This is a genomic window from Streptomyces sp. NPDC021622 (genome assembly GCF_040640795.1).
Classification (GTDB): Bacteria; Actinomycetota; Actinomycetes; order Streptomycetales; family Streptomycetaceae; genus Streptomyces.
On record NZ_JBFACK010000005.1, the window covers coordinates 488,877 to 515,804 of the forward strand.

22 protein-coding genes are annotated in these 26,928 nt (G+C 71.3%); 9 read left to right on the forward strand and 13 right to left on the reverse strand.

All coding sequences use genetic code 11. The annotated features are described in order from the left end of the window. Positions 1 to 66 precede the first annotated feature (66 nt). From AB0G47_RS13085 to fxsT, 3 genes are all read left to right on the forward strand, one after another. A complete protein-coding gene (locus tag AB0G47_RS13085) occupies positions 67 to 1,125 on the forward strand; it encodes a superoxide dismutase (protein ID WP_360767933.1) in 1,059 nt (352 codons plus the stop codon). A 149-nt stretch (positions 1,126 to 1,274) separates the two neighbouring features. Continuing rightward, positions 1,275 to 2,762, forward strand: a complete 1,488-nt coding sequence (locus AB0G47_RS13090) for a hypothetical protein (protein WP_360767936.1) — start codon at positions 1,275 to 1,277, stop codon at positions 2,760 to 2,762. 290 nt (positions 2,763 to 3,052) lie between these two features. Beyond that, positions 3,053 to 6,961, forward strand: coding sequence for an FxSxx-COOH system tetratricopeptide repeat protein (fxsT, locus tag AB0G47_RS13095; protein ID WP_360767938.1), 3,909 nt, complete (start codon positions 3,053 to 3,055; stop codon positions 6,959 to 6,961). 57 nt (positions 6,962 to 7,018) lie between these two features. Here fxsT and AB0G47_RS13100 read toward each other — a convergent pair whose 3' ends face one another. The 4 genes from AB0G47_RS13100 to AB0G47_RS13115 form a co-directional block, all read right to left on the reverse strand. Then, the gene (locus tag AB0G47_RS13100; protein WP_360767940.1) at positions 7,019 to 8,860 is read right to left on the reverse strand and encodes an HEXXH motif domain-containing protein; all 1,842 of its coding nucleotides are present in this window, start codon (positions 8,858 to 8,860) and stop codon (positions 7,019 to 7,021) included. 32 nt (positions 8,861 to 8,892) lie between these two features. Beyond that, positions 8,893 to 9,060: a hypothetical protein gene (locus AB0G47_RS13105; protein ID WP_266870481.1), complete on the reverse strand. Its 168-nt coding sequence runs from the start codon at positions 9,058 to 9,060 to the stop codon at positions 8,893 to 8,895. A gap of 124 nt (positions 9,061 to 9,184) precedes the next feature. After that, positions 9,185 to 10,246, reverse strand: coding sequence for a trypsin-like peptidase domain-containing protein (locus tag AB0G47_RS13110; RefSeq protein ID WP_360767944.1), 1,062 nt, complete (start codon positions 10,244 to 10,246; stop codon positions 9,185 to 9,187). 14 nt (positions 10,247 to 10,260) lie between these two features. Then, entirely contained in the window at positions 10,261 to 10,560 is a 300-nt protein-coding gene (locus AB0G47_RS13115; protein WP_360767946.1) for a trypco2 family protein, read from the reverse strand. A gap of 654 nt (positions 10,561 to 11,214) precedes the next feature. Between AB0G47_RS13115 and AB0G47_RS13120 the strand changes: the two genes are divergently transcribed. The 3 genes from AB0G47_RS13120 to AB0G47_RS13130 all read left to right on the forward strand — a co-directional run bounded on the left by AB0G47_RS13120 (position 11,215) and on the right by AB0G47_RS13130 (position 12,717). Further along, positions 11,215 to 11,409, forward strand: coding sequence for a hypothetical protein (locus AB0G47_RS13120; RefSeq protein WP_360767948.1), 195 nt, complete (start codon positions 11,215 to 11,217; stop codon positions 11,407 to 11,409). A 228-nt stretch (positions 11,410 to 11,637) separates the two neighbouring features. Beyond that, complete coding sequence (locus tag AB0G47_RS13125) at positions 11,638 to 11,895, forward strand: chaplin (protein ID WP_360767951.1); 258 nt, start codon at positions 11,638 to 11,640, stop codon at positions 11,893 to 11,895. Positions 11,896 to 11,988: 93 nt separating this feature from the next. Beyond that, on the forward strand, positions 11,989 to 12,717 hold the full coding sequence (locus AB0G47_RS13130; protein WP_360767954.1) for a chaplin: 729 nt from the start codon (positions 11,989 to 11,991) through the stop codon (positions 12,715 to 12,717). A gap of 470 nt (positions 12,718 to 13,187) precedes the next feature. Here AB0G47_RS13130 and AB0G47_RS13135 read toward each other — a convergent pair whose 3' ends face one another. Next, positions 13,188 to 14,510, reverse strand: a complete 1,323-nt coding sequence (locus AB0G47_RS13135; RefSeq protein ID WP_360767956.1) for an ATP-grasp domain-containing protein — start codon at positions 14,508 to 14,510, stop codon at positions 13,188 to 13,190. A 130-nt stretch (positions 14,511 to 14,640) separates the two neighbouring features. On the opposite strand from AB0G47_RS13135, the gene AB0G47_RS13140 reads away from it, so the two are divergent. Then, positions 14,641 to 15,930, forward strand: a complete 1,290-nt coding sequence (locus AB0G47_RS13140) for a glycosyl hydrolase (RefSeq protein ID WP_360767958.1) — start codon at positions 14,641 to 14,643, stop codon at positions 15,928 to 15,930. A gap of 27 nt (positions 15,931 to 15,957) precedes the next feature. On the opposite strand, the gene AB0G47_RS13145 is transcribed toward AB0G47_RS13140, so the two are convergent. The 8 genes from AB0G47_RS13145 to AB0G47_RS13180 form a co-directional block, all read right to left on the reverse strand. Then, positions 15,958 to 17,067 carry a GNAT family N-acetyltransferase gene (locus AB0G47_RS13145; protein ID WP_360767961.1) on the reverse strand — a complete coding sequence of 370 codons (1,110 nt, stop codon included), beginning with the start codon at positions 17,065 to 17,067 and terminating at the stop codon, positions 15,958 to 15,960. After that, on the reverse strand, positions 17,067 to 17,729 hold the full coding sequence (locus tag AB0G47_RS13150) for a lipopolysaccharide biosynthesis protein (RefSeq protein ID WP_360767963.1): 663 nt from the start codon (positions 17,727 to 17,729) through the stop codon (positions 17,067 to 17,069). The genes AB0G47_RS13145 and AB0G47_RS13150 overlap by 1 nt, the downstream gene beginning before the upstream one ends. Before the next feature lie 7 nt (positions 17,730 to 17,736). Beyond that, a complete protein-coding gene (locus tag AB0G47_RS13155; RefSeq protein WP_360767966.1) occupies positions 17,737 to 18,915 on the reverse strand; it encodes a glycosyltransferase in 1,179 nt (392 codons plus the stop codon). Next, complete coding sequence (locus AB0G47_RS13160) at positions 18,912 to 19,625, reverse strand: polysaccharide deacetylase family protein (protein WP_360768029.1); 714 nt, start codon at positions 19,623 to 19,625, stop codon at positions 18,912 to 18,914. The genes AB0G47_RS13155 and AB0G47_RS13160 overlap by 4 nt, the downstream gene beginning before the upstream one ends. Before the next feature lie 67 nt (positions 19,626 to 19,692). After that, positions 19,693 to 21,357: a lipid II flippase MurJ gene (locus tag AB0G47_RS13165; RefSeq protein ID WP_360767969.1), complete on the reverse strand. Its 1,665-nt coding sequence runs from the start codon at positions 21,355 to 21,357 to the stop codon at positions 19,693 to 19,695. Further along, the gene (locus tag AB0G47_RS13170; protein ID WP_360768032.1) at positions 21,354 to 22,643 is read right to left on the reverse strand and encodes an O-antigen ligase family protein; all 1,290 of its coding nucleotides are present in this window, start codon (positions 22,641 to 22,643) and stop codon (positions 21,354 to 21,356) included. The genes AB0G47_RS13165 and AB0G47_RS13170 overlap by 4 nt, the downstream gene beginning before the upstream one ends. 67 nt (positions 22,644 to 22,710) lie before the next feature. Further along, the gene (locus AB0G47_RS13175) at positions 22,711 to 24,195 is read right to left on the reverse strand and encodes an exopolysaccharide biosynthesis polyprenyl glycosylphosphotransferase (protein ID WP_360767972.1); all 1,485 of its coding nucleotides are present in this window, start codon (positions 24,193 to 24,195) and stop codon (positions 22,711 to 22,713) included. Then, positions 24,192 to 25,358 carry a glycosyltransferase gene (locus AB0G47_RS13180; RefSeq protein ID WP_360767975.1) on the reverse strand — a complete coding sequence of 389 codons (1,167 nt, stop codon included), beginning with the start codon at positions 25,356 to 25,358 and terminating at the stop codon, positions 24,192 to 24,194. The genes AB0G47_RS13175 and AB0G47_RS13180 overlap by 4 nt, the downstream gene beginning before the upstream one ends. Positions 25,359 to 25,821: 463 nt before the next feature. Between AB0G47_RS13180 and AB0G47_RS13185 the strand changes: the two genes are divergently transcribed. Both AB0G47_RS13185 and AB0G47_RS13190 read left to right on the forward strand, forming a co-directional pair. After that, positions 25,822 to 26,061, forward strand: coding sequence for a chaplin (locus AB0G47_RS13185; RefSeq protein ID WP_360768034.1), 240 nt, complete (start codon positions 25,822 to 25,824; stop codon positions 26,059 to 26,061). A 200-nt stretch (positions 26,062 to 26,261) separates the two neighbouring features. Beyond that, on the forward strand, positions 26,262 to 26,928 hold a 667-nt coding region (locus tag AB0G47_RS13190), incomplete at its 3' end, for a hypothetical protein (RefSeq protein ID WP_360767978.1).

Consider the following 26,928-nt stretch of genomic DNA (forward strand, 5'->3'; position numbering starts at 1 on the left):
AAGCGATACCTCTCATCAAAATTCGAACCTTGACGAGCATTAGAGCTCTAACTTAGCTTCGTATTCATGCCCAACGCGAAGAGGTACCGCAGCTCCCTGACCATCGCCGCGACACTGACCGCCCTGGCCGCCACCCCGCTCCTGCCCACGGCCACCGCACAGCCAGGACCGCCACCGCGCACGCCCAACTCCCAGACCCAGCACCACACACGTATCTCCACGGCCTACGAGCTGCCCGGCGACCGCGTCTACCCCGAGGGCATCGCCGCCGACCCCCGCACCGGCGACATCTACGTCGGCTCGTACGCGACGGGAGCCGTCTACAGGGCGACACCGGGCAAGCGAGCCGCCGAAGTGTTCCTGCCCGCGGGAACCGACGGCCGCAAGACCGCCAACGGCCTGAAGGCGGACCGTTCCGGGCGGCTGTGGGTGACCGACTCGACGGCCGGAGTCGCGGTGTACGACCTGCGCAGCCGCGCTCTCATCGCCCGCTTCGACGTCCCGGGCACGCCGGGCGGCGAGCCCCGGATGGTCAATGACGTGACCATCGCGGCGGACGGCACCGCCTACCTGACCGACAGCATCCGCGCCGTCATCTACCGCGTCACACCTGCCCAGTTGGAGAAGACCGCCCGGCACGAGGGACGCCGCGGCGAGCTCACCACACACCTCGACCTGAGCGGCGCCCTGGAGCCGCAGCCGGCCGGCACCTTCACCCTCAACGGCCTCGCGGCCGACCCCACCGACCCCACGGGCCGCCGCCTGTTCACCGTCGACATGACCGGCGGCGACCTCTACCGCGTCGACACGTCATCCGGCGAGATCCGCAAAGTCGCCCTACGCGGCGGTGACTTGACCAACGGCGACGGTCTGGAACTGCGCGGCAGCACCCTGTGGGCCGTACACAACACGACCAACTCCATCACCCGCTGGCACCTGACGGACGGCGGGGCGGCGGCCCGCCTGGAACGCCGTGTCACGGACGAGGCACTCCAGATCCCGACCACTCTGGTGCGGTCGCACGGGCGCACACTGGTGGTCCGCTCACAGTTCGACAAGGGCGGCCCGATGGGACCCGGCACTCCGACAACTCCGTTCACAGTGGCGGCAGTTGACGGAATCTGACGGATGAAGTCGGCAGCGAACAACAAATGACCAACGGTTCTCCCCGGTGATGGCCGGAGACCTGCCATGCGCGTAACTGTGGTCGTACGCTTGTCGGCACCATCGATACGACAGCGCTGGCTGCTGGTGGCGATCGGGAGGTCACGGGGGTGGAACGCAGCCCTGCGAGGGTTCGCAACGAATTAGTCGCCGACATCGTCGACGTACTGCAGGAATCGAGCACGGTACGGCAGGGGAACAGCGCGGATCTCTGGGTGAGCATGCTCAACAAGGAGCTGAGTTCACCGGTTGAACCCCTGCGCGGCGAAGCGCTGCGGCCCTGGCTGCTGCGCCTGGTGGAGCACTGCGCGGTAATCCCCGACGGGCTGCCGTGCCTCGTCCGCTGCCTGGGGTATCTGGAGCAGCGGTCTACCGCCATTTCGTCGCTGCTGCGCCTGGTGGACGAATGGGAGGCCGTGGACTTCTTCGACGGTGCCGACCTGCATCCGCTGCAGCCGGTCCTGCGGGAGATCCGCTCCACTTCCGCGCTGGCCGCCCTGGCCCGGCGCGCGAGCCGCTCACGCACCCAGGAGCTGCCCGCGTGGTGCGACACGGGATGGGCAGTCTTCCTACGACTGGCCGGCGGCAACTCCGCCGCGAAGGAACTCCCCGTGAGCATGGCGTTCCTGGCCCTTGCCGCCGACCGGCTCGTGGAGGAAGGGAACATGGAGGCAGCCGAGGACCTGCGTCGCTGGAACCGCCAGCAGGCCCGCGCCTGGGGCCTCGAGGAGAAGATGGCCGACTGGCAGCGCGGTGTCGTCGACCAGCACGCACCACAGCCTCCTATGGTGCCCGCGTATCTGATGATCCAGTTCGAGCCCGACGGGGTGGATCCGGACCGCTATTTCCTCTCCCACTGGCGGCAGTCCGACGCGGAAGGCTGGCATCCGGTCCCCGGCGAGACCCTCCATCTGCACCGCGACGATCTGCCCGCCGAAGTGGAGACGCTCATCGAGCAGACCGAGGAGCGCTGGTCGGACCTGAGGCAGCCGGTCGTCCTGGAATTCATCCTCCCGTGGGAACTGCTGGGGGAGCCGGTGGAGTGGTGGCACAAGGAGTCCTCCACCCTGTCCCCGACCCCGCTGGTGATGGACTACGCCGTACTCGTACGCAGTTTCGAGCGCCTGCGCAAGGCGGCCTGGCACCGCCCCTGGCACAACAAATGGCGGCAGCTCAAGGAACGGCCCGCCGACAGCCACCCCTACTGGAAGCAGCCCGAGCAGTCGCACTTCCACCTGGAGCGCGAACTGAAGGAGGACGACCACGCGGTCTGTCTGGTCCTGAGCCAGCCACCGGGCACCGACTCCCGCTCCAGTCACCAGGAGTTCATGGCGGGCCTGCGGGCGGGGGTCCCCGCGATGATCTGGCACCGAGGCGACTGCGGCGATCCGGCCTTCAGGGAAGCGGTCGCCGACCTGGTCCAGGACCGAGGGCTCTCCGGACTCCTCAACCGCGCCGGAAATTGGCGCAAGGAGGCTCTGGCGCTGGGCCCCGAGGGCTGGGACAACCACGTGGGACGCCACCTGGCGATCCTGCTCGACGATCCGGAACGCAGACCCGGGCCGCCCGGCCCCGACCGTGCGCCGGTGACGACTTGAACGGGATCACCGGCCACATGTCCCTGAACCTCCCGCACCCGGCGAGAGGGGGTGCCGCGCCGTGAACCGGCAAGACTCCGCTGCCGTGCGGCTGTTTCACGCCGGAAGCGCCAGAAGCGCCACAAGCACGCCTCCTAGCATGTTTTCCGTGCGCCCCGGCCCATGCCGCCGTACCCCCTTGCTTGCAGTGCGGGCGCACTGCCACGCTTCGCGTGTGGATGTCACGCACGCCCGCGCTCTGCGGGACTCCGCACAACTGTCAGCGTCACCACCACGCCTTGAGGGCGCATATGCGGAACGATGACGATGGGCAGCGGCAAGGACCGGCTACGCGGGCACGTCGTGAAGCCGCGTCCGTCCTCGGCAGGCTCGGGCAGTCCGACCCCGGCCGGCCGGGCAGACAGGAGCGCGCGGAAGCGATCCTGGTCATCGACACCCATGTGACGATGCGCGTCTGGGACCAGGCCGTCGGCGAACTGATCGGCGAGCTGAACCGCGCGGGGGACTTCTCGCGCGTACGCGTACTGCGACTGCTCGGCACCGACGAGACGGACCCGGCCCGGCTGCGCCCCGAGGAACCGCTCGGGGGCGCAACCGACGACCCGCGCCGGGTGATCCTCGTGGTGACCGACGGGCTCGGCGCCGCATGGCGTTCGGGCGCCGTCATGCCCCTGCTGCGCGCCTGGGGGCGCATGTGTCCGGCCGCCGTGGTCCATGTGCTCCCCCAGCAGCTCTGGTACCGCACGGGGCTCGACGTCTCCCGGTTCCGGCTGCGTGCCGCCCGCCCCTGGGCCGCCAACAGCGAGCTGGAATGGGAGCTGCGCGAGGCCCCGGTGGAGTCACGCGACCCGGACGAGCCGGACATCGAATCGGACGCGGTCCTCGTACCGGTCCTGGCACTGACCAACCGCTGGGCAGAGGCCTGGACACACCTCGTCATGGGCCCCGAGTCGCCATGGCTGGAAATGACCGCCGTCCGTGCGCGGGAGTGGAAGCGCAGGCCCGACGCCGCGCGTGCCCTGCCCTGGACGGACGACGTTCCCGACCCGCACAGCACGGTGCCGGCGGCGGAACGCGTATCGGACTTCAGGGCCGGCGCGTCTCCCACGGCCTTCACTCTCGCCACCCGTTTATCCGCCGTTCCTCTCAGTCTTCCGCTCATCCGCAAGGTCCTGGAGACCACACCGGGAGCGGGCCCCGTGCACGCGTCGGAGCTGCTGATGAGCGGACTCGTCCGGCCCAGTGGGGCACAGGGCGACGAAGTGACGGATGTGACGTTCTCCTTCGCCCCCAACATTCGCGAGGAGCTGCTCGCACTGGGCCGCCGCAGCGACACGGCACGGATTCTGCACGACGTACGCGCCTTATTGGCAAGGGACGGCACAGCAGCGGCCGCCCTCCTGCCCTCGCCCGCAGAACCCCTGGACACCTTGGCCATGCCTCGGGTGAACAGCCGCAATATCGGTTTCCTCCGCGTCGAATTAGCCGCGCTGAGGGCACTCTCCGGACGCTTTATGCAGCGCGCCGCCCTGCTCGCAGGGGTACTTGGCTGGCACGATCGTCGCTACGCAGTCAGCCTGGAGAAAAGCGGTGGAACCCCTGTCTCTCGGCCCGATTCCGAAGGAGCATCGGTGATGTCGACTACGCCCCAGCAAACGGTAGAGGGGGACCGCACATCACAGCCGCGCGTCTGGGGAAATCTACCGCCACGGAACCCCAATTTCACCGGCCGCACAGAGCTGCTCGAACTGCTCGGCGAGCGCTTGCGGGAAGGCACGACGACCGTGCTTCCCGAGGCGATTCACGGCATGGGCGGAGTGGGCAAGACCCAGCTGGCCATCGAGTACGCATATCGCCATCAGGGTGAATACGACATCGTTTGGTGGATTCCCTCCGAACGGCCCGGACAGATCGGCCAGGCGCTGGTGGAACTGGCCGGGCGCCTCGGCCTCGAAACCAGCACCGAGGCGAACATCGCCGGTCCCGCGGTGCGTGAGGCACTGCGCGAGGGCCGTCCCTTCTCCCGCTGGCTGCTCATCTTCGACAATGCCGACAACCCCGAGCAGGTACGCCATTACTTCCCCACCGGAGGCAACGGCACGATCCTGGTGACCTCCCGCAACAGGCGGTGGGGGCTCGTCGGCGGCTCCCTCGAAGTGGACGTCTTCACCCGCGAGGAGAGCAAGGAACTGCTGCGTCACTCGGGGCCGCCGCTCCAGGACGAAGAGGCCGATCAGCTGGCCGAAGCCCTTGGAGACCTGCCGCTCGCCCTGGAACAGGCAGCGGCCTGGCGCGCGGAGACGGGAATGCCCGCATCCGAATATCTGCGGCTCTTCGAGAACAAGCGCACGGAACTCCTCGAGGTCGCACCGCCGCCGGACTACCAACTGCCGGTCGCCGCCGCCTGGAACGTCTCGTTGGACCATTTGGAGACCCGCAGCCCCTCGGCCCTGCGCCTGCTGCAGCTCTGCTCGTACTTCGCGCCGGACCCGATTTCACGTTCCATTTTCTCCGGGCTCGGAAACAGCAGCATTTTCCCCGAGCTCGACGCGACACTGAACGACCCGATGCGCCTGGCGCGAGCCATAAGGGAGGTGAACCGCTACTCCCTCGCACGCATCGACCACCGTACGAACTCGATTGAAATGCACCGCCTCGTTCAGCTGGTCCTTAACAACCGCATGACCCCCGAGGAGCAGTCCCGCATGCGCCATGGCGCCCACACTCTGCTGGCCGCCGCTGACCCGAAGGCGCCCAACGCGGCCGCCAACTGGCCGCGTTACGCGGAGCTCTACGGTCACGTCATCGCCTCTGACGCCATCAAGTCCGATCAGCCCTGGGTCCGTCAGCTCGTCATGAACATCGCCCGGTATCTCTACTACTGGGGCGACCACGAGGTGTCGCTCGACTTCTCCGAGCAGGCCTGGGAGACCTGGCAGACCGTGTTCGGCGAGGAGGATCAGCAGACACTGCTCATGGGGCAGTGGCTCTGCTACATCTACTGGGTCCTCGGCCGCCACCGCGAAGCCGTCGACCTGGTCGCCAAGCTCAAGGAGATCTACGAACGCACCGCCCCCGAAGGCCGCGAGGACACCCGCGAGGACGCCCTCGCCGCGATCAACCTGGAAGCGGCCGTGCGCCGCGTCGAGGGGGAGTTCGCCGCCGGAGCCCAACTGGACGCCACGGTGTACGAGCGGGCCCGCGTCGCCTTCGGCGAGGAGGACCCCACCACGCTCGAAGCCGCCCACAACCTCGGCACGAGCCTGCGCCAGGCCGGCGAATTCCGTAAGGCGCTCGAACTGGACGAGCACACCCTGGCACTGCGCCTGCGTGTCCTGGGCCAGGACCACCAGCGGACGCTGATGACGGAGAGCAACGTAGCCATCGACGTACGCGAAACAGGTGACTACGTAGGAGCACGCGCCCGCCAACAGGCCGTCCTGGACGCCTACCGCGATGTCTTCGGCCGCGGCAATCCCGCGACCATCGGCACGGTGCGCCAGCTCAGCGAGGCGTGCCGCAAGGCGGGCGACCACACCCAGGCGCTTGAGCTCGCGACCGAGGCGTACTCGAAGTTCACCCGGCGCTACGGCGACACCCACCCCTCGTCGCTGATCGCCGCCCTGACCCTGTCGGTGGCGCTGCGCCAGAACGGCGACCTGAACGCGGCACGCGAGCGCGGCGTGAAGGCCTGCCAGGAGTACCGCAACGTCTTCGCCCCGCAGCATCCGCACGTCCTTGCCGCGGACGTCGACCTCGCCGTCACGCTGCGGCTCCTCGGCCAGCCCGAGGAGGCCCGCCGTCTTGACGAGGCCGCGCTGTCCTCGCTCACCGAACGGCTCGGCCAGTCCCACCCGATCGTCCTGGCCACCGCCATCAACCTGGCGAGCGACCTGGCGGCGCTCGGCAACCACCGCGAGGCCCGTGCGATCGGCCGGCAGACGCTCGAACTCTGCCGTGCCGTCCTCGGCGACGACCACCCGACCACGCTGGCGTGTGCGGGGAACCTCGCGATGGACCTCATCGAGCTGGGCGAGGAGGCCGAGGGCACTCCGCTGCGGGCCGACACCCTGGCGCGGATGGAGCGCGTGCTCGACGCGCCCCGACTGCTCTCGGAGCCGGCCACTCCGCACCCGGCCACCTTGCAGGCCAAGGCGGGACAGCGCGCCAACTGCGACATCGACCCGGTACCGCTGTAGCGACGCCGGAAGCCATGAGCGGGGCGGGCACCACCCGCCCCGCGGTCCCCTCAGGCGCTATAGACCCGCACGCCCCAACCACCCCGCGAGCCGCACCGGATCGGCACCCTGCCCGGTGGTGTTCTCCAGCGCGCTCTGCACGGCGCAGGCCCGCTCCGGGAAGTGCCGCAGCAGCCACGCGGCGTCCCTGTGGGGCGCCGCACCGGCAAGGGCCCGCCCCAGACCGGCCCAGGCGTCCAGCGGGGCGCCCTTGCCCGTCAGGCGGGCGGTGAAGGCGTCCCGCGCCGCTGCCCGTTCGCCGCGGCACAGGAGTACGTCGGCCTCGTCGGCCCCCTCGACTCCGTACATGTCCCGGTCGGCGCCGCTGAGCCGGTGCCTGGCCAGGACGGCCGCGGTGTCCAGGAAGCGGCTCTCCGTGTCCGGTACGAGAACGGGCTCGCCCGCGAGACCCGCCGGAGGCCCCTCGTCCCCGCGCTGCCAGGCAAGCACCGCTTCCTCCACGGCCGCGGCGGGCGGCCGCAGATGGTGCGCCCGCCAGCGGGCCCGGTGGTCGGCGGCCACCTCCTGGGCCAGCTCCAACTCGGCGGCGGGCACGTCATCGCCCATCCACTGCGCGCAGCGCTCACCGAGGACCTCCAGGACGCGACGTCCCAGCGGGGTCAGCCCTTCGTGCGTCCGTACGAGGCCCACCGTGGACGTCACTTGGGTGCGCCACAGCGCGAACTCGAAGTGGGCGAGCGGGGCTCGTCCGGCATCGGCGGAGTGCCGATGGGCCCGCCAGAAGCGCGTGACTCCCACGAAGGCGTAGATCCCCTGCAGCAGTCCGCCCAGCGGGCGCGGATCGTCACGCCATGGAGCGTAGAAGAGCTCCTCGGCCGACTCGGGCCCGTTCACGTTCAGCGGCCGCAGCCGCATGAGGCCGCCCAGCTTGATGTGCTGGAACTCGTGCACCAGCGTCGCGGCGAGCTGCGCGGCATCGTCCGGAAGTGACGCCATCACGCCCCCGAAGGCGTCCCCGGCGGTCACGCTGTGCGGCCGGAACCTTTCTCTCGCCGGTGTCGGTGTCACCGACTTCAGCCCGACCCGCATGGCCTCCGCGGTCTCCGGCTCGTCCCGCAGCAGCACCTCCCAGGCGTCGGCGAGCACGCCCTCCCACGTCCGCGCGTCGGCAGGGGACAGCAGCACGGGGTCGCTGGGGCGGGGAAACGTCCGGTAGGGATCCAACTCCTCTAGGGACAGACGCTTCTGATGTTCCGTCACCCCGAGCTCAAGTCGGCGCACTGAGTGCCACCCCGGTCCGCCCCGAGCAGGACCCGTCGAAACCACCACAGCACCCACCGGCGCCCCGGAGATCCGCACCTGCCCGTCCCGCGCGACGACTTGGGCCGTGCCCCATGGCTCCGCACCCTCCAGTTCCGCACACCCCAGCGTCGGCAGGAACGCGACGCCACGGCGGACCGGCACGGTGATCGAGAAGTCGAGTCCGGCCCGCGCTCCCGCGGCTGCGGCCAGCGCAGACAGATGCCCCACCACCGCCCACAGCGGCGCGTCCTCGGAGGGCACACCCCTGAGCCTGCGCAGCGCCAGGGACATCCACATCCCCGTATGCGGAGACATCAGGATGTCCTCGAAGACGTCAGGCGCCCGCCCCTGCGCACGCTCCAGCAGGGCCCATGCCTCGCGGTACGAGATCGCGTCCCCATCCGCGGCGGGCGACGCGCCGCCCCCGGAAAGACCGTCATGGAGCGCCCGAAGGAGCAGCATGCGGCGGCTCCGCTCGGCGGCGAGCAGCTCTTCGACCACCGCCTTGCCGCCGTCACCCCGCGCGAGGGCGTGGAATCCGGCGGCCGAGAGCCGGTGGACCGGCAGCTGCCCCGATCCCACAGGCCTAACCGGCATGGGCCGTCCGCCACGGCGCGGCTAAGGCCCCGTCAGTCGAAACGGGACGGCCCTCCGTACGACATCGTGATGGCCCGGGCCTCGTCGATGTGGTGCAGCAGCGAGTCGAGCGACTCCGCGATGGCACTGCCGTCCATGGAACGCAGCGCTTCAAGAGAAACCCCCGAGAGATCTACGAGATCGGACTCGACGGCAGGCATCGATTGCTCCACGGCTGCCAAGTCCCCTCCCGCGATTCCGTGCATGCGCTGTCCCTTTCCCCCTCATGATGACCCAGCACGGCACGCCGCGAAACCCCGCATCCGAGCCGCCCCCGACATCAAGTCAGCAGTAATGCTCGGCCAGTTGAGCCGCTTCGCGGTCCATCCGGGCCACTTGTGACGACGGCCCTTCCACCAGACGCACGGCCTCGAGAAGCTGATCGAGCGTGCCCCGGTAACGCAGACAGGTGTGCACGATGCCGTAGATGTCCATTCTGAGCCGCGTGTCACGTGGCCGGTTGGCGGCGATCTCCGAGCTGATGCTGGCGAGCACCAGATGCAGACCATTGGTGTCACGGAGTGCCGGAATTTCCACCAACGCGTCGACCAGTCCCATGAGTTCCTGCAGCGGCAGATCCGCGGGAAGCCCGGCAAGGCTCACCGGAGCCGGCGGCCCCTGCACCACGGTGGACCCGCTCGTCTCACGCAGGGGCAGCCCCGCGTAGTGGTGGAGCTGCTCGAGATCGGCGGAGGACAGCGTTTCGTACCACCGCTCGACCCGGCTCGCCGCGAGGCGGCCGCTCCCCTCCCCGCGGTGATGGGCGCTGACCACACCGACGATCGCGCCCTCGCACCACACCGTCGCGCCGGACATCCCCTCCCAGGGGGAGTGGCCCGGTTCGGGGTCGGTGCCCGGCGCGAGGACGGCCAGTTCGAGTGTGCCCTCGCGGCGGTTGGAGAGCACGGAGATGGTCCCCGTGAGATGACAGGAGTCGCGGTACTGGCTGGGCGAGCCGTCGTCGAGGAGCCGCATGCTGTCGTTGCGCAGCTTGAAGCGGGGAAAACCGAGCGCGCTGAAGCTCAGCACCACATCGGCCTTGGGAACACCTTCGTATCGGGGAGGTTCGAGCGTGGGCCCCTGCGGTGCGCCCACGATCTCGAGAAGCGCGATGTCCACGGCTTCGGCGACGAGCACGACGCGTACGTCGGCGCTCCACTCCCCCGCCAGATCGGCGTCGAAGCGCACCCGCACCGACGTCACAGGACCGGCGACCACATGCGCGGCGGTCAGCACACACCCGTTCCCCACGCGGTATCCGGACCCGCGCCTGCCGGGCTGCCCGCCCGGCCTGCTCACCAGCACTTCGGCGACGCGCGCCGCTTCAAGACCCGCTGACTGCGGCATGGCAACGGCCCGGCTCAGCGCTCGCGCGGGCTCTGGTCACCCGCGACGTAGGGCGGTTCCCCCGTGGCGCGGACGCGCGGCTGCAGGGTGAGGTGGACCCGGTGGGTGTTGCTTGCCGTCTGCTGGGCGGAGGCGCCTGCCTCGACGACCCAGAAGCGGATCCTGCCGTCCGCCGTACCGGTCCGCTGGACGGCGAACTCCGCCTCCAGCTCCACGGCGCCCAGTTCGAAGCGCAGTTCGTCGCGCTCGGCCGCCGCCATGGCCGTGGCGAGTTCTCCACGTAACTGCGCGATCATCTCGGCGAGTTCAATCACGCCGAGCACCTACCCCCGGCGTGTCACCCCCACACGGAGGCCGGGCCCCCGGGGAAGCCGAAGGGGCCGGCCGGCACGACGGCGGCCGGCCTCGACGGCTGATCAGCCGTTGCCGTGCCGCCCTGGCCGGGTCGGTGAGCACGTTCTCCGTACGCAGACTGCTCAACACGGCGACGAGAAAGCGTTGTTGGCGCTGGATCCGCCGGAGGTCGGTGGCCTTGTCCACATGCCGGGAGCGGATCTACTGGAGGGGGCGCGAGGTCGAACTTCGTCGTGGGCTCCTTGAGCCGCCGCTGCATGCAGATCTGCACGCCGCCCACGGCTTCCACGACATCCGGAATTCGCGCTTCTCCCGCCGCGTGATGGTGTCGCGGCCGTCCGTCCCCATCAGCAGGATATTCGTACCCCCGTCCCTCATTCGGACGATTCCTCATGTCGCCGAAAACATCGACGCGTTGGACAGGGTGCGGCAATGCTTTGTCGGTTCTGACACCCTGCCGCGAGAGCGAGCCTGTCCGCGTTGACCGGTGCGGCACCTTCGCGGCACGCACGAAGAACAACTCGTTCGCCCCAAGCACCGCGGTTTCGCCGGTTTCCGAAACTGGAACAGTTGGAACAGATTGCTCGACACACGCCCGTCGATGGCGAGGGGATATGACTGACTTCGCGATGCGCTGGAATCGTCAAGGCCTGATTCCAGCGAGCAGGAATTCCCCGGAACGTCGAGTTCCGGAGCCCATCTACACCTCCCTTCAGGACTCCTGGGAGCGGCAGGGCAAGACCGTGCCGGGGCGCCCCGACAAGGAGTGGCTCGCCCTCATGGCACGCGACCACTGGCCACGGGGCTGACGCGGAAGGAAACCACGGGGCCGACACGGACAGAACAGCGGGCCGCCGGTGAACCGGCGGCCCGCCGGCGATGCCGAGGGGCCCCTTTTCCCTTGCGGTGATCCGGGTGAATTTCTCGGGCAGCGAAAATCCGACGGTTTCTTTCACACGTTTAACTCGTTTGCAGACTGCCGGTCATGGCGCGGGGCGTAAATGATGTGCCCGCTCGGTTTCGACTGCCATATGGGCATGACCGCGGAGAAGGGAAGATCCGTGAAGCACAAGAAGAGCGCGATGATCATCGCCGGTGCCGTGATGGCGATGGGCATGGCGGCTCCGGCGTTCGCCGACGCCGGCGCCAAGGGCGTCGCCGCCCACTCCCGGGGTGTCCTCTCCGGCAACCTCGTCCAGGTTCCCGCCCACGTCCCGGCCAACGTGTGCGGCAACACCGTCGACGTCATCGCCCTGCTGACCCCGGCGTTCGGCAACACCTGCGTCAACAAGTGATGTAGCGCAGCCACCAGGCTGCTCATGGCCGGCCTTGGACCGTCACCTCGACTCCAAGGCGGGCTTTCCACTGCTCAGAGGAAGACAACTAGAGTGCGACAGGCCATTAACAAGGGAATGCTCACGGCCGCGGCCGCGACCAGCATCCTCTCCCTGTCCGGTGCGTCCGCGTTCGCCGCGGACGCGGACGGCGCGGCGTCGGATTCGCCCGGGATCTTGTCGGGCAACAGCGTGCAGGCTCCCGTGGACGTACCGGCGAACGCGTGTGGCAACAGCGTGAACGCGGTCGCTGCCGCCAACCGGGCCACCGCCAACTCCTGTGCGAACTCCGGGGGTTCGACGGCACCGCGCGAGCGGCCGGACAAGACCGAGCCGACGGCCGGCACCAAGGCCACAGCCGCCCGGGGCGAGGCCAAGAAGTCGCCCGGCGTCCTGGTCGGCAACAGCGTGCAGTCCCTCCTGGAGGAGGGGACGCCGCACCTGCCGCGGACCGCGCGCGTGCCCAAACAGTCGGACGGCCAGGACCGGGCGATGCGACACACGTCGTCGTCCCCGGCCGTCACGGAGCGGTCGGAGCCGTCGCCCGCCGGTGCGCCGGCGGACGGCAAGGACCGGGCGATGCGGCACACGTCGTCGTCCCCGGCCGTCACGGAGCCGTCGGAGCCGTCGCCCGCCGGTGCGCCGGGTCCGCAGGTGCGTGACGTGCTCGCGGCGACCGGCAGCGACGAGAACCTGCTGGCAGCTGCTGCCGCGGGGAGCGCGGCGCTCATGATCGGCGGCGGAATCCTGTACCGCCGGGGAGGCGCGGCATCCCGCCGCTAGTGCGGCCGGACATGCCGACTGGCAGGGAAGAGACGCCCTGAGGTCTCTTCCCTGCCAGAAGGAGAGAGGGAAGGGCCGGCCCGGTCAGGGGTATTGCCCACCTACGGCGGAAACGCCGACGGCTGGCGGAGGACAACCTGGCCCGTCCCACGAAGGCACAGTCCACCACCTGGCCACCGCCACCGAAGAACCGATTCACCCGTTCGCCGACCGCATCACCTGCACGGGTTCTTCCCGTACACAAGGACGACGGCACCGCTCGACGACACCGCCACCGGCAGAGCCCGCGCTGCGGGGACTCGAACTCGGCTCTCACGCAGGGCTCTTGGGACGAGTTGACCGCCAGGCTCTCGCGTACGTCAGGGTCCGGCATCCCGAGGCGGTCGCTCGTCGCCAGTTGCGCCATCCGCAGCCCAGGCCGGTGTGCGGGGCGCCGTAGGGCCCCGCCCCGACAACCAACAGGTCGTACATCAGCGACTGCTCGCTCTCTCGTCGTCGGTCCGAGCATCGTCGATCCGGGCGCCCTCGATCCGGGCGCCCTCGACGCAGGTGCCTTCCGGCTCCCTGGGCGGGGCCCCGAGGCGTACCGCCCGCCGCAGCCGGTCGAGCAGGCGCCGCGTGACATGGCGGCACCACAGCACCCCCATGGCGAACGCGGGCGCCAGGTCGTCGCGGGCGAGCCAGGCAAGCTCGCGGCGGTACATCGCGGTGGCCGCGGGGCCCGTCGGCAGCAGGGCCCGCAGCGCGGTCAGCGGCGCATAGTTCTCCACCACGAACGAGCGCCCCGGAAGGACGGCGCCCGACGGCAGCGGACGGTGCGTCATGTCCAGGTGCAGGGCGCGTACGACGTCCAGGTCGGCGCCGTCGGCGAAGAGCCGGAACTGGGCGCCGGGCCGCGGGTTGAAGTCGAGCAGGCAGTGCTCGCCCGTCGCGGAGTCCACCCGGAAGTCGAGGTCGAAGATGCCCCGGTAGCCCAGCGTGCCGATCAGCCGCTCCGTGCCGGCCTTGAGGTCCGGGTCCGGCGTCCACTGCCCCACCGCCGTCAGGCCCGCGCTCCGCGGCCAGGAGCGATGCTTGCGGCCCGAGCCGCCGCCGCGCACGACGCCCGTCCGGTCGACGTATCCGTGTACGAACCAGTCGCGTCCTGGCCCGTCCGGCAGGAAGGCCTGGAGCAGCAGCCGGCTGCCCGCCTCGTCGCTGCGCCGGTACAGCTCCTGCGCCTCCCCCACCGAGCGCACCAGGACGGTGCTGCGCAGCCCCGCCCCGCCGGGGACGAGCCACGGCCGGCTCCACTTGGCCACCACGGGGAGCCCCAGCCGCCGTACGGCGACGGCCGTTTGAGCGGTGGATTCGGGCAGGAGCGTCACCGGGTGCGGAATGCCGACGGTCTCGCACATCTCGGCCAGCGTCGCCTTGTCGGCGACCCGCTCCGCGAGTCCGCTCGCCTGGTCGGGCAGGAGATAGAAATCGGCGAGTTCCTGTTGCAGATGCCCGATGGCGAGGGCGCCCGCGTCATCCATCGGAATGAGCACGGCGGGGCGCGCAACGCGCCGGGAAATACGGCGCAATTCCTCGGAGATCTCCCCGAGCGACGCGTCCGGCGGCGGCGCAGGGTGGGTCTGATGCAGATAGCGGGATCTGCCGACGGGGCTCCACCCGGAATCGGCGGCGGCCACATGCACCTCCACTCCCGCACGGCCCAGTGACCGGACAGCGCCGAGCGTGCCGTGATGAAAGGGGTTCCGGTCGATCCGCAGCAGAACCGCGGGGACCCGGGTGTCGAGAGTCAGCACCGTCAAATCCTCTCAATTCGATCCCCCATGCGGGCGATGGGCACGCCCAAAGGGTTAACGGCTCGATTGGCGCAATAGAAATACATATGACTGAGTGTCAGTGGATGGAGGAGCATCTTGAGGAGCCGCCATGAACCCGCAAAGACACCGGCGCAGTAGAAGACGGCCGGTATTCATCGCCACCGGAATCGTCGTGTCGGCGGCGCTCGCGATCGGCCCGGGATACGCGTGGGGAGCCGGGCAGGAGCCCGATCCGCCGGTCTTGCGCCCCGCGCTGCCGACGACGGCGCCCGCACCGTCCCCGCCCGCACCGCCCGCGTCGCCGTCCCCGCCCGCGTCGCCCACCCCGACTCCCGCCGCCCCCACGCCACCCGTCCCGCCGAGCCCCACCGCACCCGACCCGGCGGAGCGGAGCCCGGCGTTCGGCGCCTATCTCGACTACGGCCCCGAGGGCGTAGAGCGGATCGCGGAGCTCAGCACCTGGCTGGGCGGCGCGGAGCTGCGCGTCGGCCACACCTATCTGCCGGGTGACGTGTGGAGCAATATCGAGGGTGCTCCGAACTTCCTGGAGAACTGGGCGCAGTGGCGGCGCGAGAAGGACGACCGGCTCTTCGTGCTCAACGTCCCCATGCTGGAGCGCAACGAAGAAAATGTCGGTGACTGGGAAGTACGCTCGCAGCTCCGCAAGGGCGCAGCGGGCGACTTCGACGATCATTTCCGCACCCTGGCCGAACGCCTCGTGAAGCTGAAGGTGCCCGACACGGTCATCGTGCTCGGCTGGGAGATGAACGGCACCACGTACACCCACCGATGCGGTCCCGACCCGGAGTCCTGGAAGAAGTACTGGAAACGCATCATCACCACGATGCGTTCGGTGCCGGGCCAGAAGTTCAAGTTCGACTTCACCCCGAGCCGGGGCCGCGACGCCATTCCCTGGACGCAGTGCTACCCCGGCGACGACGTCGTGGACATCATCGGCATGGACTCCTACGACCAGCCGGCGGGCCAGTCCTTCGCCGAACAGGTGAGTGAGCCGTACGGGCTGCAGGAGCACGTGGAATTCGCCGCCGCCCGCAACAAGCCGATCTCGTATCCCGAGTGGGGTCTTTTCCGCAACGGAGACAACGAGGAATACATGCGGAAAATGCTCGTCTGGATGGACAAGCACAAACCGCTCTACAACACCGTCACCGACTACTGCCCGCACGGCGTGTGGCAGTGCGAGGACAACCCCAAGGCGTCCAAGGCCTACCGGTCCCTGCTCTTCGGCCGCAAGGACACCGGGCCGGCCCCGCAGCCGACGCAGCCGGTCGCGCCGACGCATCCGCCCAACTGTTCCCCGCTGGAGCTGGGCGACTGGGTCGAGTACTGGCTCGGCGGCAAGCTGTGCATGCGCCTCGACTGGTGGAGCCGCCGCTGATCCGGCATCGCGCGGTGGCGGTCCGGCTCAGGAACCGCCGCCGCGCTCCTCCCGCCGGCGCAGGTACTCCTTGCAGCGGCTGCGGGCGGCCGCGTCGCAGGCGGCCGCCCGCAGCACGGGGGCGGTGCGGCGGCGGGCCAGCAGGAAACGGTGGTTGGTGACCGCATCGGGGCGCCAGTGGTGTTTGTACGGCTCGTTGCCGCGCAGCAGGCTGAGCACCCGGGCGCGGTCGCCATCGGCATGCTCCATGCAGGCGTTCAGGAGCATGGTCGCCACGTCGACCTTCCGCTCCCGCAGCCGCGGATGCGCGCCGTAGAGGTAGCCGCCGACCAGGCCGGGCGAGAGCAGCGTCAGATCGGCCGCGACCACGGTGTCGTCGAGCCGGAACTCGGTGACGACCGCATCGCCCGCCCTGACCATGAGCCCCACCGACCTGATCAGGTGCTCGGAAAACCGTGGCCGGAGGTGTTCGGACGTCACCTTCCGTCCCTGCCACTGGAGTTGGTGCAGATGAAGGAGCTTGCGCACCGAGGCGTCCACCTCGTCGTGGCGTACGATCCGCCACTCGACGCCCAGCGCGTCCAACTTGCGGATGTTGGCGCGCACCCGCTGGGCCCGCCGCGTGGGCAGCCGGCCGAGCAGTTCGCCCATGGAGGCCGTGGGCAGTTCGAGGCAGAGCGAGTCCGTCAGGCGCAGCCGGGGCCCGTGCCACCGTTCGTAGATCCGCTCCACGGCGGCACCCGACCTGACCTCGCGGAAGTCGATCAGCGCGCCGAGCGCCAGCCTCGACAGGCCGTCGGCGAGCGCCTCCAAGGCCTCGTCGGCGCATGCGTCGTCGAGCAGCACATCGGTGAAGTCGGAGATGGCGCCGCCCAGCGGCACAAGCGCCGGGAGCGGCAGATACGTCCGCATCAGCGGAGCGGCGGCGACCAGCTCGCCGTCCCTGCGCACGAGCACCACCCGGAGCCGGCCGCGCCTGCCGTAGGAGAGCCACCACGAGTGCAGCCACGCATGGCTCTGGAAGGGCGTCGCCGTCCGGCACCGGCGGTGCAGCCGCGCCCACGCCGCCGCGAGCCCCCCGAACTCCTCCTGGTCCGTGCAGACTTCGGCGGTCAGGGCGGGGCCGTGCGGAGCCATCACGTCTCCCGGCCGAGATCGGCGGCCTGCGCGGGTCCCGGCACGGGGGCCGCCACCGGCTCCTCGGTGCGCCGGGGCCGTACGAGCAGGGCGAGGCCGCCGAGCAGGCCGCCCGCGCTCGCGCCCACCAGGGCCGTCATGGGCGGTGCCGCCGACGCGGGCGCCGCCGGCTTGATCGCCCGGGAGAGCTGGAGCAGCCGTACCTGCGTGCTGTCCTTGGTGTGGTCGGCGTTGTTGGTCAGGGACCGCGACACCGCGTTGGCGATGTCGCGCGCCTTGCCGGGCTTGGCCGCGGTCGCCGAGATGGAGATCATCGGCGCGTCGGGCGAGGTGGCCGCCTGCACGCTGTCACGCAGCGTCTGCGGCGACACCCCCGACTCGACCTGGGCGTCGCCGAGCACCGCGAGCTGGGTGGCGACGCGGCCGTACGCCTGGGCGAAGCCGAGCGCCGCGGCGGGGTCGGAGTTCTCCTGCGGCACGGCGAGCACGTAACTCGTGGCGGTGTACGTCGGTGTCTTCACCACGCCGTACGCGCCACCCGCGATGGCGCCTGCCAGCGCGCCGGCGGGCAGCAGCCACCACGCGGGAAGGCGCTTGACGCGCGCGAGCACCGTGGTCGGCGGTCCTGCCGGGCGGTGCCTGCGCTTGAGGGTTTCGGTCATCGGGAACTCACTCTCGGGGTCGAGCGTCTCGGGTCGGGCATCTCGGCGCCGGGCGTCTCGGGCTCGGGCCGGCGGCAGCTGTCTCGTACACACGCATCAGCTGATCGGCGCTGCGCGTGATGCTGTAGTGGTGCGCGGCGTCCAGCGGCAGCCGCAGCCGCGGCCCCGCGTCCCGGGCCCGCAGCAGCGCCCGGGCGAACGAATCCGGGTCCCCCTGGACACGCAGCGCCCCGCCGGACGCGCCCGGCGGCAGGTCCTCGACGGCCGGGCACCTGACGTAGAGCACCGGCAGACCGGCGGCGAGACCCTCGACCACGGCCAGGCCGAAGGCCTCCTCGGGCGAGGGCGACGCGAGGACGTCCATCGCGGCGAGGAGCGCGGGCAGGTCACCGCCCTCCGTGGCCGCGTCCGTGGCCAGGTGCGGGCGCTCCCCGGCGAACAACACCCTTTCCGCGACGCCCAGTTCACGCGCGCTCGCGCGCAGCCTGGCCTCGTCAGGGCCGCCGCCGACGAGCAGGACGCGTACGTCACCGGGCAGCGCGGCCAGGGCGAGCAGCAGGACGTCGAAGCGCTTGCCCGCCGCGAGCCGCCCCACCCCGCCGACGACGAACGCCTCGTCCGGAAGGCCCAGTTGACGGCGGGCCGCGATCCGGGCCCGTGGATCGAAGCGGAACCGCTCGACGTCGATGCCGTTCGGTACGACATGGATGCGCTGCCGGGGCACGCCCCACCGGCTGAGCCGCTCGGCGACGGACGGCGAGACCGCCACGGTGGCCCGCCCCAGGCGCTCACCGGTCAGGTACAGGGCGCGGACACCGGCGGTCAGGGGGCGGCCCTCCATCTGGGAGTCGCCCAGGGAGTGCTCGGTGGCCACGACCGCACGGGTCCCCGCGATGCGCGCGGCGATCCGGCCGTACAGGCAGGCGCGGTAGAGGTGGGTGTGCACCAGGTCGTAGCCGCCGCCCCGGATCAGCTTCACGAGGCGGGGCAGCGCGCCCACGTCACGGTTGCCGGACATGCCCAGGTGGATGACGCGCACCCCGTCGGCCGTCAGACCGTCGGCGACCGGGCCGGGATTGGTGAGGGTCACGACGTCGCAGGAGGCGGGCAAGTGCCGCAGCAGCAGCCGCAGTTGCTGCTCGGCGCCGCCCACGCCGAGGCCGGTGATGATGTGCAGGGCCTTCAAGCGGTCACCGCCGGTTCACGGACCGCGCGCCGGCGGAACCGGTTGAGGCGCAGCTTCAGGTGCAGCCGCAACGCGGTGTCCCGCCCGCCGATGTGGACACGCGGCAGGGCGTGGATCCCGGTCAGCGGGCCGGGGGAGATCGCGCACGCGTAGCGGTAGCCCGCATCGCGCACGGCGTCGACGACCCGCGCGTCGACCGTTCCGTACGGATAGCAGAAGCCCTCCACCTCGCGGCCCACGAGCTCGGCGAGGGCCTCCCGGCTGCCGCTGGTCTCCTGCCGCAGCTCCCGGTCGTCGGCGAGCGTGAGGTCGGCATGGGTCAGGCCGTGCGAGGCGACCTCCATCCCCTCGGCGGCCGCGCGCCGGATGCCGTCGGCGTCGAGCAGCAGCTTGCGCGGGCCGAGCGGGTCCCAGGCGTTCTCGCCGGCCAGCCTGCCCGGCAGGACGAAGACGGTGGCGTCGAAGCCGTACTGGTGAAGGAGCGGCAGCGCGTGGTCGACGAAGTCGGTGTACCCGTCGTCGAAGGTGAGGCCGACCAGGCCCCTTCCCTCGCCGCGGGCGCGCGCGTCGAGGAGCCGCGTCATGCTCACACCGCGCAGGCCCTGCCGCCGCAGCCAGCGCAGTTGGGCCGCCAGGCGCTCGGCGGGGACGGTGATCTCGTACGGATCGTCGGCGCAGTCGTCCACGGAGTGGTACATGGCCACCCACATCGGCGCCTCGGGCAGCAGCCGCACGCGGCGCGGGCGGGCTGTCCGGGACGTCTCACCCAGTGCTGTGTCAGCGGACATGCGAGCGCCTTCGTGTGACGGATCGGATGACGGAACGGATGGAAGGGGCGACGGGTTCGAAGGCCTTGGCCCGCAGCACCCAGAGCACCAGCGCGAAGACACCGGCGACGGTCAGGCTCCCGGCAGCGACACCGGCCAGCGGGGACGCGACGCGCAGCGCCACCGCCGCGCCGAAGCCGGTGGCGCACACCGCCGCGGCCGCCGGCTTGACCAGCTCGGCAAGGACCCGGCGGATCCGGATCGGCACACTGCGCGGCCCCATCCCGCACAGCAGCACGACCGCCGTGATGCTGATGCCGGCCGCGTTGGCGAGCGCGATGCCGCGTACGCCCCACAGGTCCACGGCCCGGCTGCCGATGGCGGCCGTCGCGGCGACCCCCACCGCCATCGCGCCCAGCGGGTACCACGTGACCCGATGCCCGGAGAAGTACGAGCGCACCAGCGCCCCCACCAGCGTGTGGCCGATGAGCCCCAGGGCGTACACGCGCATGACGGCCGTCGTGGCCGCGGTGTCGGCGGGGGTGAACGCGCCCCGCTGGAAGAGGAGTTGGATGATCTGCGGCGCGCACGCGATCACCACGGCGGTGCCGAGCAGCACGACGCACGAGGCGAGGCCCAGGTCGCGTTCGACGCGGGACCTGGCCCGCTTGACGTCGCCCTCGGCCAGGGCCTGCGCGACGACAGGGAGCGTGACCGTGCACAGCATCAGGGAGAGGATCATCGGCACCTGGGCGACTTTTTGCGCGTAGTTGAGGTGCGAGATCGCCCCGGCGGGCAGCGACGACGCGAGGAAGCGCTCGATGAGGACCTGCGACTGCCGGCACAGCGCGAACAGCAGCACGGTGGCGATGAGCGCGCCGCTCATCAGCCGCGCCGCCGACGCCTCGTCCGTAGCGGTGCCGCCCGGCGGGGGCGCCGCACGCCGCCGCAACTGCCGCCAGAGCGACGGCGCCTGCACGGCCACCATCAGTACGCCGCCGATCGCCACGCCCAGCGCCGCGGACCGGACACCGCCGCGCCCGTCGAGGACGAGCACGGTGCCGATGATGCCGACGTTGTAGGCGACGTAGATGGCGGCGGGCGCCACGAACCTGCGGTGCGCCCGCAGCGCCGCGCTGCAGTAGCCGGCGAGGCCGAAGCTCAGGGCGCAGGTGGCGGTCAGGCGGGTGCAGTCCACGGCGAGCCGCGGGTCGGGCAGGCCCGGCGCGAGCAGCGCCACCAGGTGCGGCGCCTGCGCCATCAGGATGAGACCGACGCCCGCGAACGCCAGCGAGAGGCGGGGCAGCGTGGCGGACACGAGCTCCCGCACCGGGTCCTCCCGCGCGCTGCGGCGGCGGGCCAGGGCCATGCTGAAGGCCGGTACGAGGGCGAACGCGAGGCCGTCCTCGATGAGCAGCGTGGTGGCCACCTCGGGCACGGTCCACGCGACCAGGAAGGCGTCGGTCTCGGAGCCCGCGCCGAAGAAGTGCGCAAGGGCCTGGTCGCGCCCGAGCCCGAGCACCGCCCCGGCCACGGTGAGCACGGCGGTGACGAGGGCCGCCTTGGCGAGAAAACCGTTGGAGGGGTCGGAGCCCTTGGGAGGCGCCGCCTCGGTGGCAGGGGCGGGCACCTTGCCGGACGGGGCGGCATCGACGGAGCGGGTGGTCGACGTCATCGCGGGACCTCACCGGCCGACGCCCGCCGGGACAGCGCCCACCAGGCGACGAGCCCGAGGACGACCGCCATCAGGACCGTCGAAGGGCCGCCGATGTCGGCGTACGCGAAGTCCACAAGGAGCCACGTGAGCAGCCCGCACGCGACCAGGGCGCAGTCCAGGCCGCCGCCCGGTCCGCCGCGTACCTGCACCAGGCGCCGCAGCCCGAGCACGAGGCAGGCCAGCCAGCTGCCCGCGAGGGCGCACAGGCCGAGCAGCCCCTGCTCGCTGAGGACGAGGAGATACATGTTGTGCGGGGAGAGCAGCGGCTGTCGGCGGAACTCCGCGCCCGCGCCGCCGGTGTCGCTGCCCGAGGAGAGGGCCAGCGACGCGTGGCTGTCGCGGTGGTCGGGGAACCCCTTGAGCCCGACGCCGGTCAGCGGCTTGTCGCGCCACATGTCCACGGCCGCCGCCCACATCGTGTACCGGTCGGTGACCGACTGGTCGGGGGCGTCGGTCACCTGCGTGATGCTGGTGATCCGCTCCTGCAGCATCGCGGTGCCGATCCCGAACCCGCCGACGAGTACGACCGCTGCAGCAGTGACGGCGGTGAGCACCCGCAGCGCCCGCCGCACTCCCGCGAACGCCAGCTGCGCGCCGCACGCCACGGCCGTGGCGATCCACGCGCCGCGGCTGAAGGACAGCGCGAGGGGGACGATCAGGAGCAGCGCGCAGATCGCCGCCGCCCGCCGCTGCTTCAAGGCCGCCGGGCCGAGCGCCAGGGCGAGGGCGCACACCACGCCGTACGACACGACGGTCGCCATCCCCATGACGTCGGAAGAGCCGAAGGTGCCCACGGCCCGGATGTCCGAGCCCATGTAGGTGGCGCCCGTGCCCGTGACGTACTGGTAGACGCCCAGCGCGCCCTGCCACAGGGCGAGGCCGATGAGGGACCAGGCCACCAGGCGGAAGTCGCGCCGGTCCCTGACGAGTACGAGGACGGCCACGGGCACCAGGACGAAGACCTGGAGGTAGCGCACCAGGCCGGTCGTCCCGGCGGACACCGTGCCCGCGCCGACAGCGGCGACCGCGATACCGAGCACGGGAAGGCCGAGCACGACGGCGGCGGTCCGGGTCAGCGGCCGCCGCGCCGTGCGCACGGCGTGGGCCACGCACCAGAGCACCACGAGACCGGAAGCGGCGTCGGCGATCGTGCCGCCCCCGGAGTCGGCGCCGCTCGACGGCACGGGCAGCGCGAGCAGCCCGACGAGCAGCACGACCGGCAGCACGGGCGCGGCCCCGCGCAGTGCCGCCGAGATCGCGGCGGCCGGTGAGCCGGGCGGGAAGACGCTGATCGACGCGCTGTTCACCGGGTCAACTCCCTGACGGGCGTACGAGGGAGGCCGCGGTCCGGAGCAGGATGCACAGGTCCTGCCAGAACGACCAGCTGTCGATGTAGGCGTTGTCGAAGCGGCACCGGTCCTCGATCGAGGTGTCGCCCCGCAGACCCTGGATCTGCGCGAGACCCGTGATGCCGGTCGGCATGCGGTGGCGTTCCGCGTAGCCCGGATACATCTGGCTGAACTTGGCCACGAAATAAGGGCGTTCGGGGCGCGGACCGACCAGGCTCATGTCGCCCCGCAGGACGTTCCACAGCTGCGGCAGCTCGTCCAGCGAGGTACGGCGCAGGAACTGGCAGAACCCGCTCATGTGCTGCTCGCCCGCGACGGTCCACCGGGTGGCCGCCTCGTGCGGATCGGCGGGCCGGTGGGTGCGGAACTTCAGCAGCGTGAAGGGCCGCCCGTCCCTGCCGATGCGCTCCTGACGGAAGATCACTCCGGGTCCTTCGCTCGACCGCAGGACGGCGGCGCAGGCCAGCAGGACGGGGCTGAGCAGGAACAGCAGGATCCCGGACGTCACCAGGTCGAGGCCTCGTTTGCTGACGCTGTGGTGCCGCTGCCCGACCGGTGCCAGCGGGCGGCAGGGGAACCCGGCGATGCGCCCCGAGCGATACCGGCGGCCCGGCGCGTCGTACCCCGGCGGCTGCGTCGCGTCGACCGCCCAGACGTCACAGCCCGACGCGCTCAGCGACCGCAGCCAGCCGATCTGCTCAGGGCCCGGGTCGGGCCCGACGACCAGCACGGTCCGCACGCTGTTCTGAATGACCGCGCGGCGCAGCTCCTCCAGCGTGCGCAGCACCGGCAGTTCGGCACCATCCGCCGCTTCAGGACGCCCGCCCTGCGCATCCCCCACGATGCCCACGGGCCGCACCCCGGCCTGCGGATGGCGGAGCACCGCGTCGGCCACCCGGCGCGCGACGGCACCGGGGCCGACGACGAGCGCCGGTCGCGGCTGCCGGAGCACCGCACGGCGCGCCCGCAGGTACACGGCGCCGCGCCCGGCGCAGCTGAACACGCACTGCAGGGCCGCCGCCGACGCCAGGCCGGCGAGGGAGACCGGTTCGAACGCGGAGAAGTTCGCCGCGAGGAGCCCTGCCGCGCCCCACGCCACCGCGATCTGCCAGGCCAGCGCGGGCAGTTCGTCGAGGGCGGAGGGCACGGCCACCCTGCGGTACAGCCCGGCGCGGGTGTTCAGGCTGGTCACACCGACGACCAGCACGGCAACCAGCAGAGGGTGGCGCTGCGGCGCGGCGAGGAGCATGGCGCCGAGCAGGGCCGCGGCGCAGTCGGCGGCCAGCAGCGGGAAGGCCGCGGGGCGGCGCGCGGACGAGCCGAGGCCGATGGTCGTCCGCAGGCTTCGCCCGGCCGCGCGGGGATGGACGACCGATGCGGTGGTGACGGCTTGGTCCGCGGCCCGTGGCTGCACGGCATGGGTGACGACGCTTCGTTCCGCACTCACGGGTGGATGGACTCCCTGCACTCGGTGGGACCCACGCCCAGCAGCTCCCGGTACACGGCCGCGACAGCGTCCGCGGTGTGCCGCACGTCATGGGTGTTCCGTACGTGGCGGTGCGCCTGGCGGCCGAGCACCGCGCACAGCCGCCGGTCGCCGAGCAGACCGGTGAGGGCCCGCGCGAGGACCCCGGGGTCCTCCGCGGGGACCAGGCCGTGCGGCACGAGTCCGGGCGGCAGGCTCTCGCTCGCGCCGTCGACATCGGTGACCACGACCGGGCGTGCGCAGGCCATGGCCTCAAGCGGTACGAGCGCCATGCCCTCCCACCGGGACGGCAGGACGACGAGGTCGGCGGCCCGGTACCAGGGCACGACGTCCTCGATGTCCCCGGCGAACAGCACGGACGGGGGCGCCTGGCGGCGCAGCGCGGGTCCATCGGGCCCGTCCCCCACCAGCACGAGCCGGGCATGCGGCAACCGCCGAGCGACCGCCGCCCAGGCCCGCAGCAGTACGTCCTGTCCCTTCTGCCGGCAGAGCCGCCCCACGCACACCAGCAGGGGCGCCCCGGGCGCGAGGATCTCGTCGAGACCGAGCGCGGCCCGGCCCGCATCGGCGTCGCCGGGCCCGAAGCGCCCGACGTCCACCCCGTTGGGGACGACCGACCAGCGGGCGGCGATCCCGGAACGCTGCCCGGTACGCCGCTCCGCCTCGCTCACACAGACCACGTGCGAGGCCCACCGAGCCCCGAACCGCTCCCACTGCAGCGCGAGTTGGGCGGTGACGCCGCCGACCGCCTCGAAGGACCACGCGTGCGGCTGGAACACCGTGGGAACCCGGCCGCGCACGGCGATGCGTACCGCGAGCCCCGCCTTGGCACTGTGCGCGTGCACCACGTCCGGCCGGAGCTCGTCGACGATACGCGCGATGCGCCGCACCTCGTCCGGGAGCTGCGGCCCGGGCGAGCGCGTCGCCTCCCAGCGGTGGATGCCGCAGTCGAGGCCCCGCACTGCCCCCGCAAGACGGCCGCCGTCCGGGCAGGCCACGTCGACCCGCATCCCCGCGGACAGCTGGGACCCGACCAGGTCGGTGACCACCCGGGCCACTCCGCCGTCGACGGGTTGCGTGACGTGAAGGACCCGCGGCCAGAGGGGAGTTGATGACTGTTGCATGCACGGCGCCTTGCTCAGGGGGAAGGAGGTGCGCTACCGCTTCGCGTCGACGTACGCCGCGAAAGAAAGGGCGCACGGCACCACACGGCGCAGAAGCGGGCCCAGGGAATTGCGCATGACCGGCGTTGCCCTTTCGGGAAAGGTTCCGAACCAGGAGGGAGAATTGAAATGCGAAAGTCACACTAGCCTCGTGAACTTCCCGCACTCGTTCTGTCATATGGCTTCAGGAGGAGAGCAACACTAGCCGCTATCTGAATTTATCCAGGAAGGCTGACAAGTGTGTCGGATTCGTGAAGCACCGCGCGTCCACGGCGCGCCGGGAACACCGGCCGGAGGCCGCCGCGTTAACCCCTCGCCCGCAGATCACCCTTTGGGGCCACAACCCGGGCGAGCGACGCCCGTTGAGCCATGGGCCGGGCACCCCGCCCTGCCGATGCATCAACTGACCAAGGAGCAACTCTCCATGTCGCTTACCGCGAAGGCTTTCGCCCTCACCTCCGTTGCCGCTGCCGCCCTGGCCGGCAGCGCCGGCATCGCTGCCGCCGACGCCGGCGCCCAGGGGTTTGCCGCCCACTCCCCCGGCGTCGCCTCGGGCAATGCCGTCCAGGTTCCGGTTCACGTTCCGGTCAACGTCTGTGGCAACACCGTCAACGTCATCGGCGTGGCGAACCCGGCCTTCGGCAACCACTGCGTCAACCGCTGACACTCCGGCAGCTGACGCCTCAGCAGCCGGCTCTCCGCGACGGCCGTCCTCCCCTGGGAGGGCGGCCGTCGTGCGTTCCGCTTCGCCCCGCGTGAACCCGCACGGCCCGCATGCCCCAAATGGCAGTCGCTCGGTTGCGGTCGGCCTTCACCGCTTTCACGGTGAACACAAGATCTGACGCATCATCGAAGGGAACATCCATGCGCGCTCTGCCCGCACGGCGTATCGCGACCTCCGTCCTTTGCACATCACTCCTCGTCGGGGCGGCCGGTCCCGCCGTCGCCGCCGAGAACGACTCCCCGCCCAGCAGCGCCCAGGCGGCGGCCCGCGCACCGGTACCCGGAGCGGACGCGCTGCTCGCCCAGATCAAGACCCTGGGCGACGTCGGCGGGGTGCTCGGCCCGGTCACCAAGCTGCTCAACGACATCCTCAAGGCCGACAACGGCCAACTGCCCGCCGCGGAGGCCACGAAGCACGCCGAAGCGGTGAAGGCCGCCATCACGGCGGCCACGGCGGCGGCACCCAAGGCCCCCGCACTCCCCAAGACTCCCGCGGTCCCGGAGGCCCCGGCGGTCCCCAAGACTCCCGCGGTCCCGGCGGTCCCCAAGGCCATGTCGGGTGACGACAAGGCGGCGGCCGACCTGAAGGACGACGCTCTGAAAGCCCTTCAGAGCGCGGTCGACGCCCTGCTCAAGGCGGCCGCCAGCGGCGACGTCGCGGCGGTCGTCGCAGCGGTTCCGACCGTGCTCACCGGCCTCGTCAACTTCGTCGCCCGTCCATCCGACTCTGCGTCTGCGGGAGCGGGAGCGGTGGGAGGGCCCGCGTCCTGCTCGACTGCGCTCCCACCGTACTGCGCGGCGCCGCCAG

What these genes read in the sequence shown, in the direction of transcription:
- AB0G47_RS13125 (WP_360767951.1), top strand. Translation starts at nt 11,638, where the DNA reads ATGACCGCGGAGAAGGGAAGATCCGTGAAGCACAAGAAGAGCGCGATG.
- AB0G47_RS13145 (WP_360767961.1), bottom strand. Translation starts at nt 17,067, where the DNA reads ATGGCTCCGCACGGCCCCGCCCTGACCGCCGAAGTCTGCACGGACCAG.
- AB0G47_RS13185 (WP_360768034.1), top strand. Translation starts at nt 25,822, where the DNA reads ATGTCGCTTACCGCGAAGGCTTTCGCCCTCACCTCCGTTGCCGCTGCC.
- AB0G47_RS13150 (WP_360767963.1), bottom strand. Translation starts at nt 17,729, where the DNA reads ATGACCGAAACCCTCAAGCGCAGGCACCGCCCGGCAGGACCGCCGACC.
- AB0G47_RS13105 (WP_266870481.1), bottom strand. Translation starts at nt 9,060, where the DNA reads ATGCCTGCCGTCGAGTCCGATCTCGTAGATCTCTCGGGGGTTTCTCTT.
- AB0G47_RS13165 (WP_360767969.1), bottom strand. Translation starts at nt 21,357, where the DNA reads ATGACGTCGACCACCCGCTCCGTCGATGCCGCCCCGTCCGGCAAGGTG.
- AB0G47_RS13085 (WP_360767933.1), top strand. Translation starts at nt 67, where the DNA reads ATGCCCAACGCGAAGAGGTACCGCAGCTCCCTGACCATCGCCGCGACA.
- AB0G47_RS13180 (WP_360767975.1), bottom strand. Translation starts at nt 25,358, where the DNA reads ATGCAACAGTCATCAACTCCCCTCTGGCCGCGGGTCCTTCACGTCACG.
- AB0G47_RS13100 (WP_360767940.1), bottom strand. Translation starts at nt 8,860, where the DNA reads ATGCCGGTTAGGCCTGTGGGATCGGGGCAGCTGCCGGTCCACCGGCTC.
- AB0G47_RS13120 (WP_360767948.1), top strand. Translation starts at nt 11,215, where the DNA reads ATGACTGACTTCGCGATGCGCTGGAATCGTCAAGGCCTGATTCCAGCG.
- fxsT (WP_360767938.1), top strand. Translation starts at nt 3,053, where the DNA reads ATGCGGAACGATGACGATGGGCAGCGGCAAGGACCGGCTACGCGGGCA.
- AB0G47_RS13110 (WP_360767944.1), bottom strand. Translation starts at nt 10,246, where the DNA reads ATGCCGCAGTCAGCGGGTCTTGAAGCGGCGCGCGTCGCCGAAGTGCTG.
- AB0G47_RS13160 (WP_360768029.1), bottom strand. Translation starts at nt 19,625, where the DNA reads ATGTGGGTGGCCATGTACCACTCCGTGGACGACTGCGCCGACGATCCG.
- AB0G47_RS13140 (WP_360767958.1), top strand. Translation starts at nt 14,641, where the DNA reads ATGAACCCGCAAAGACACCGGCGCAGTAGAAGACGGCCGGTATTCATC.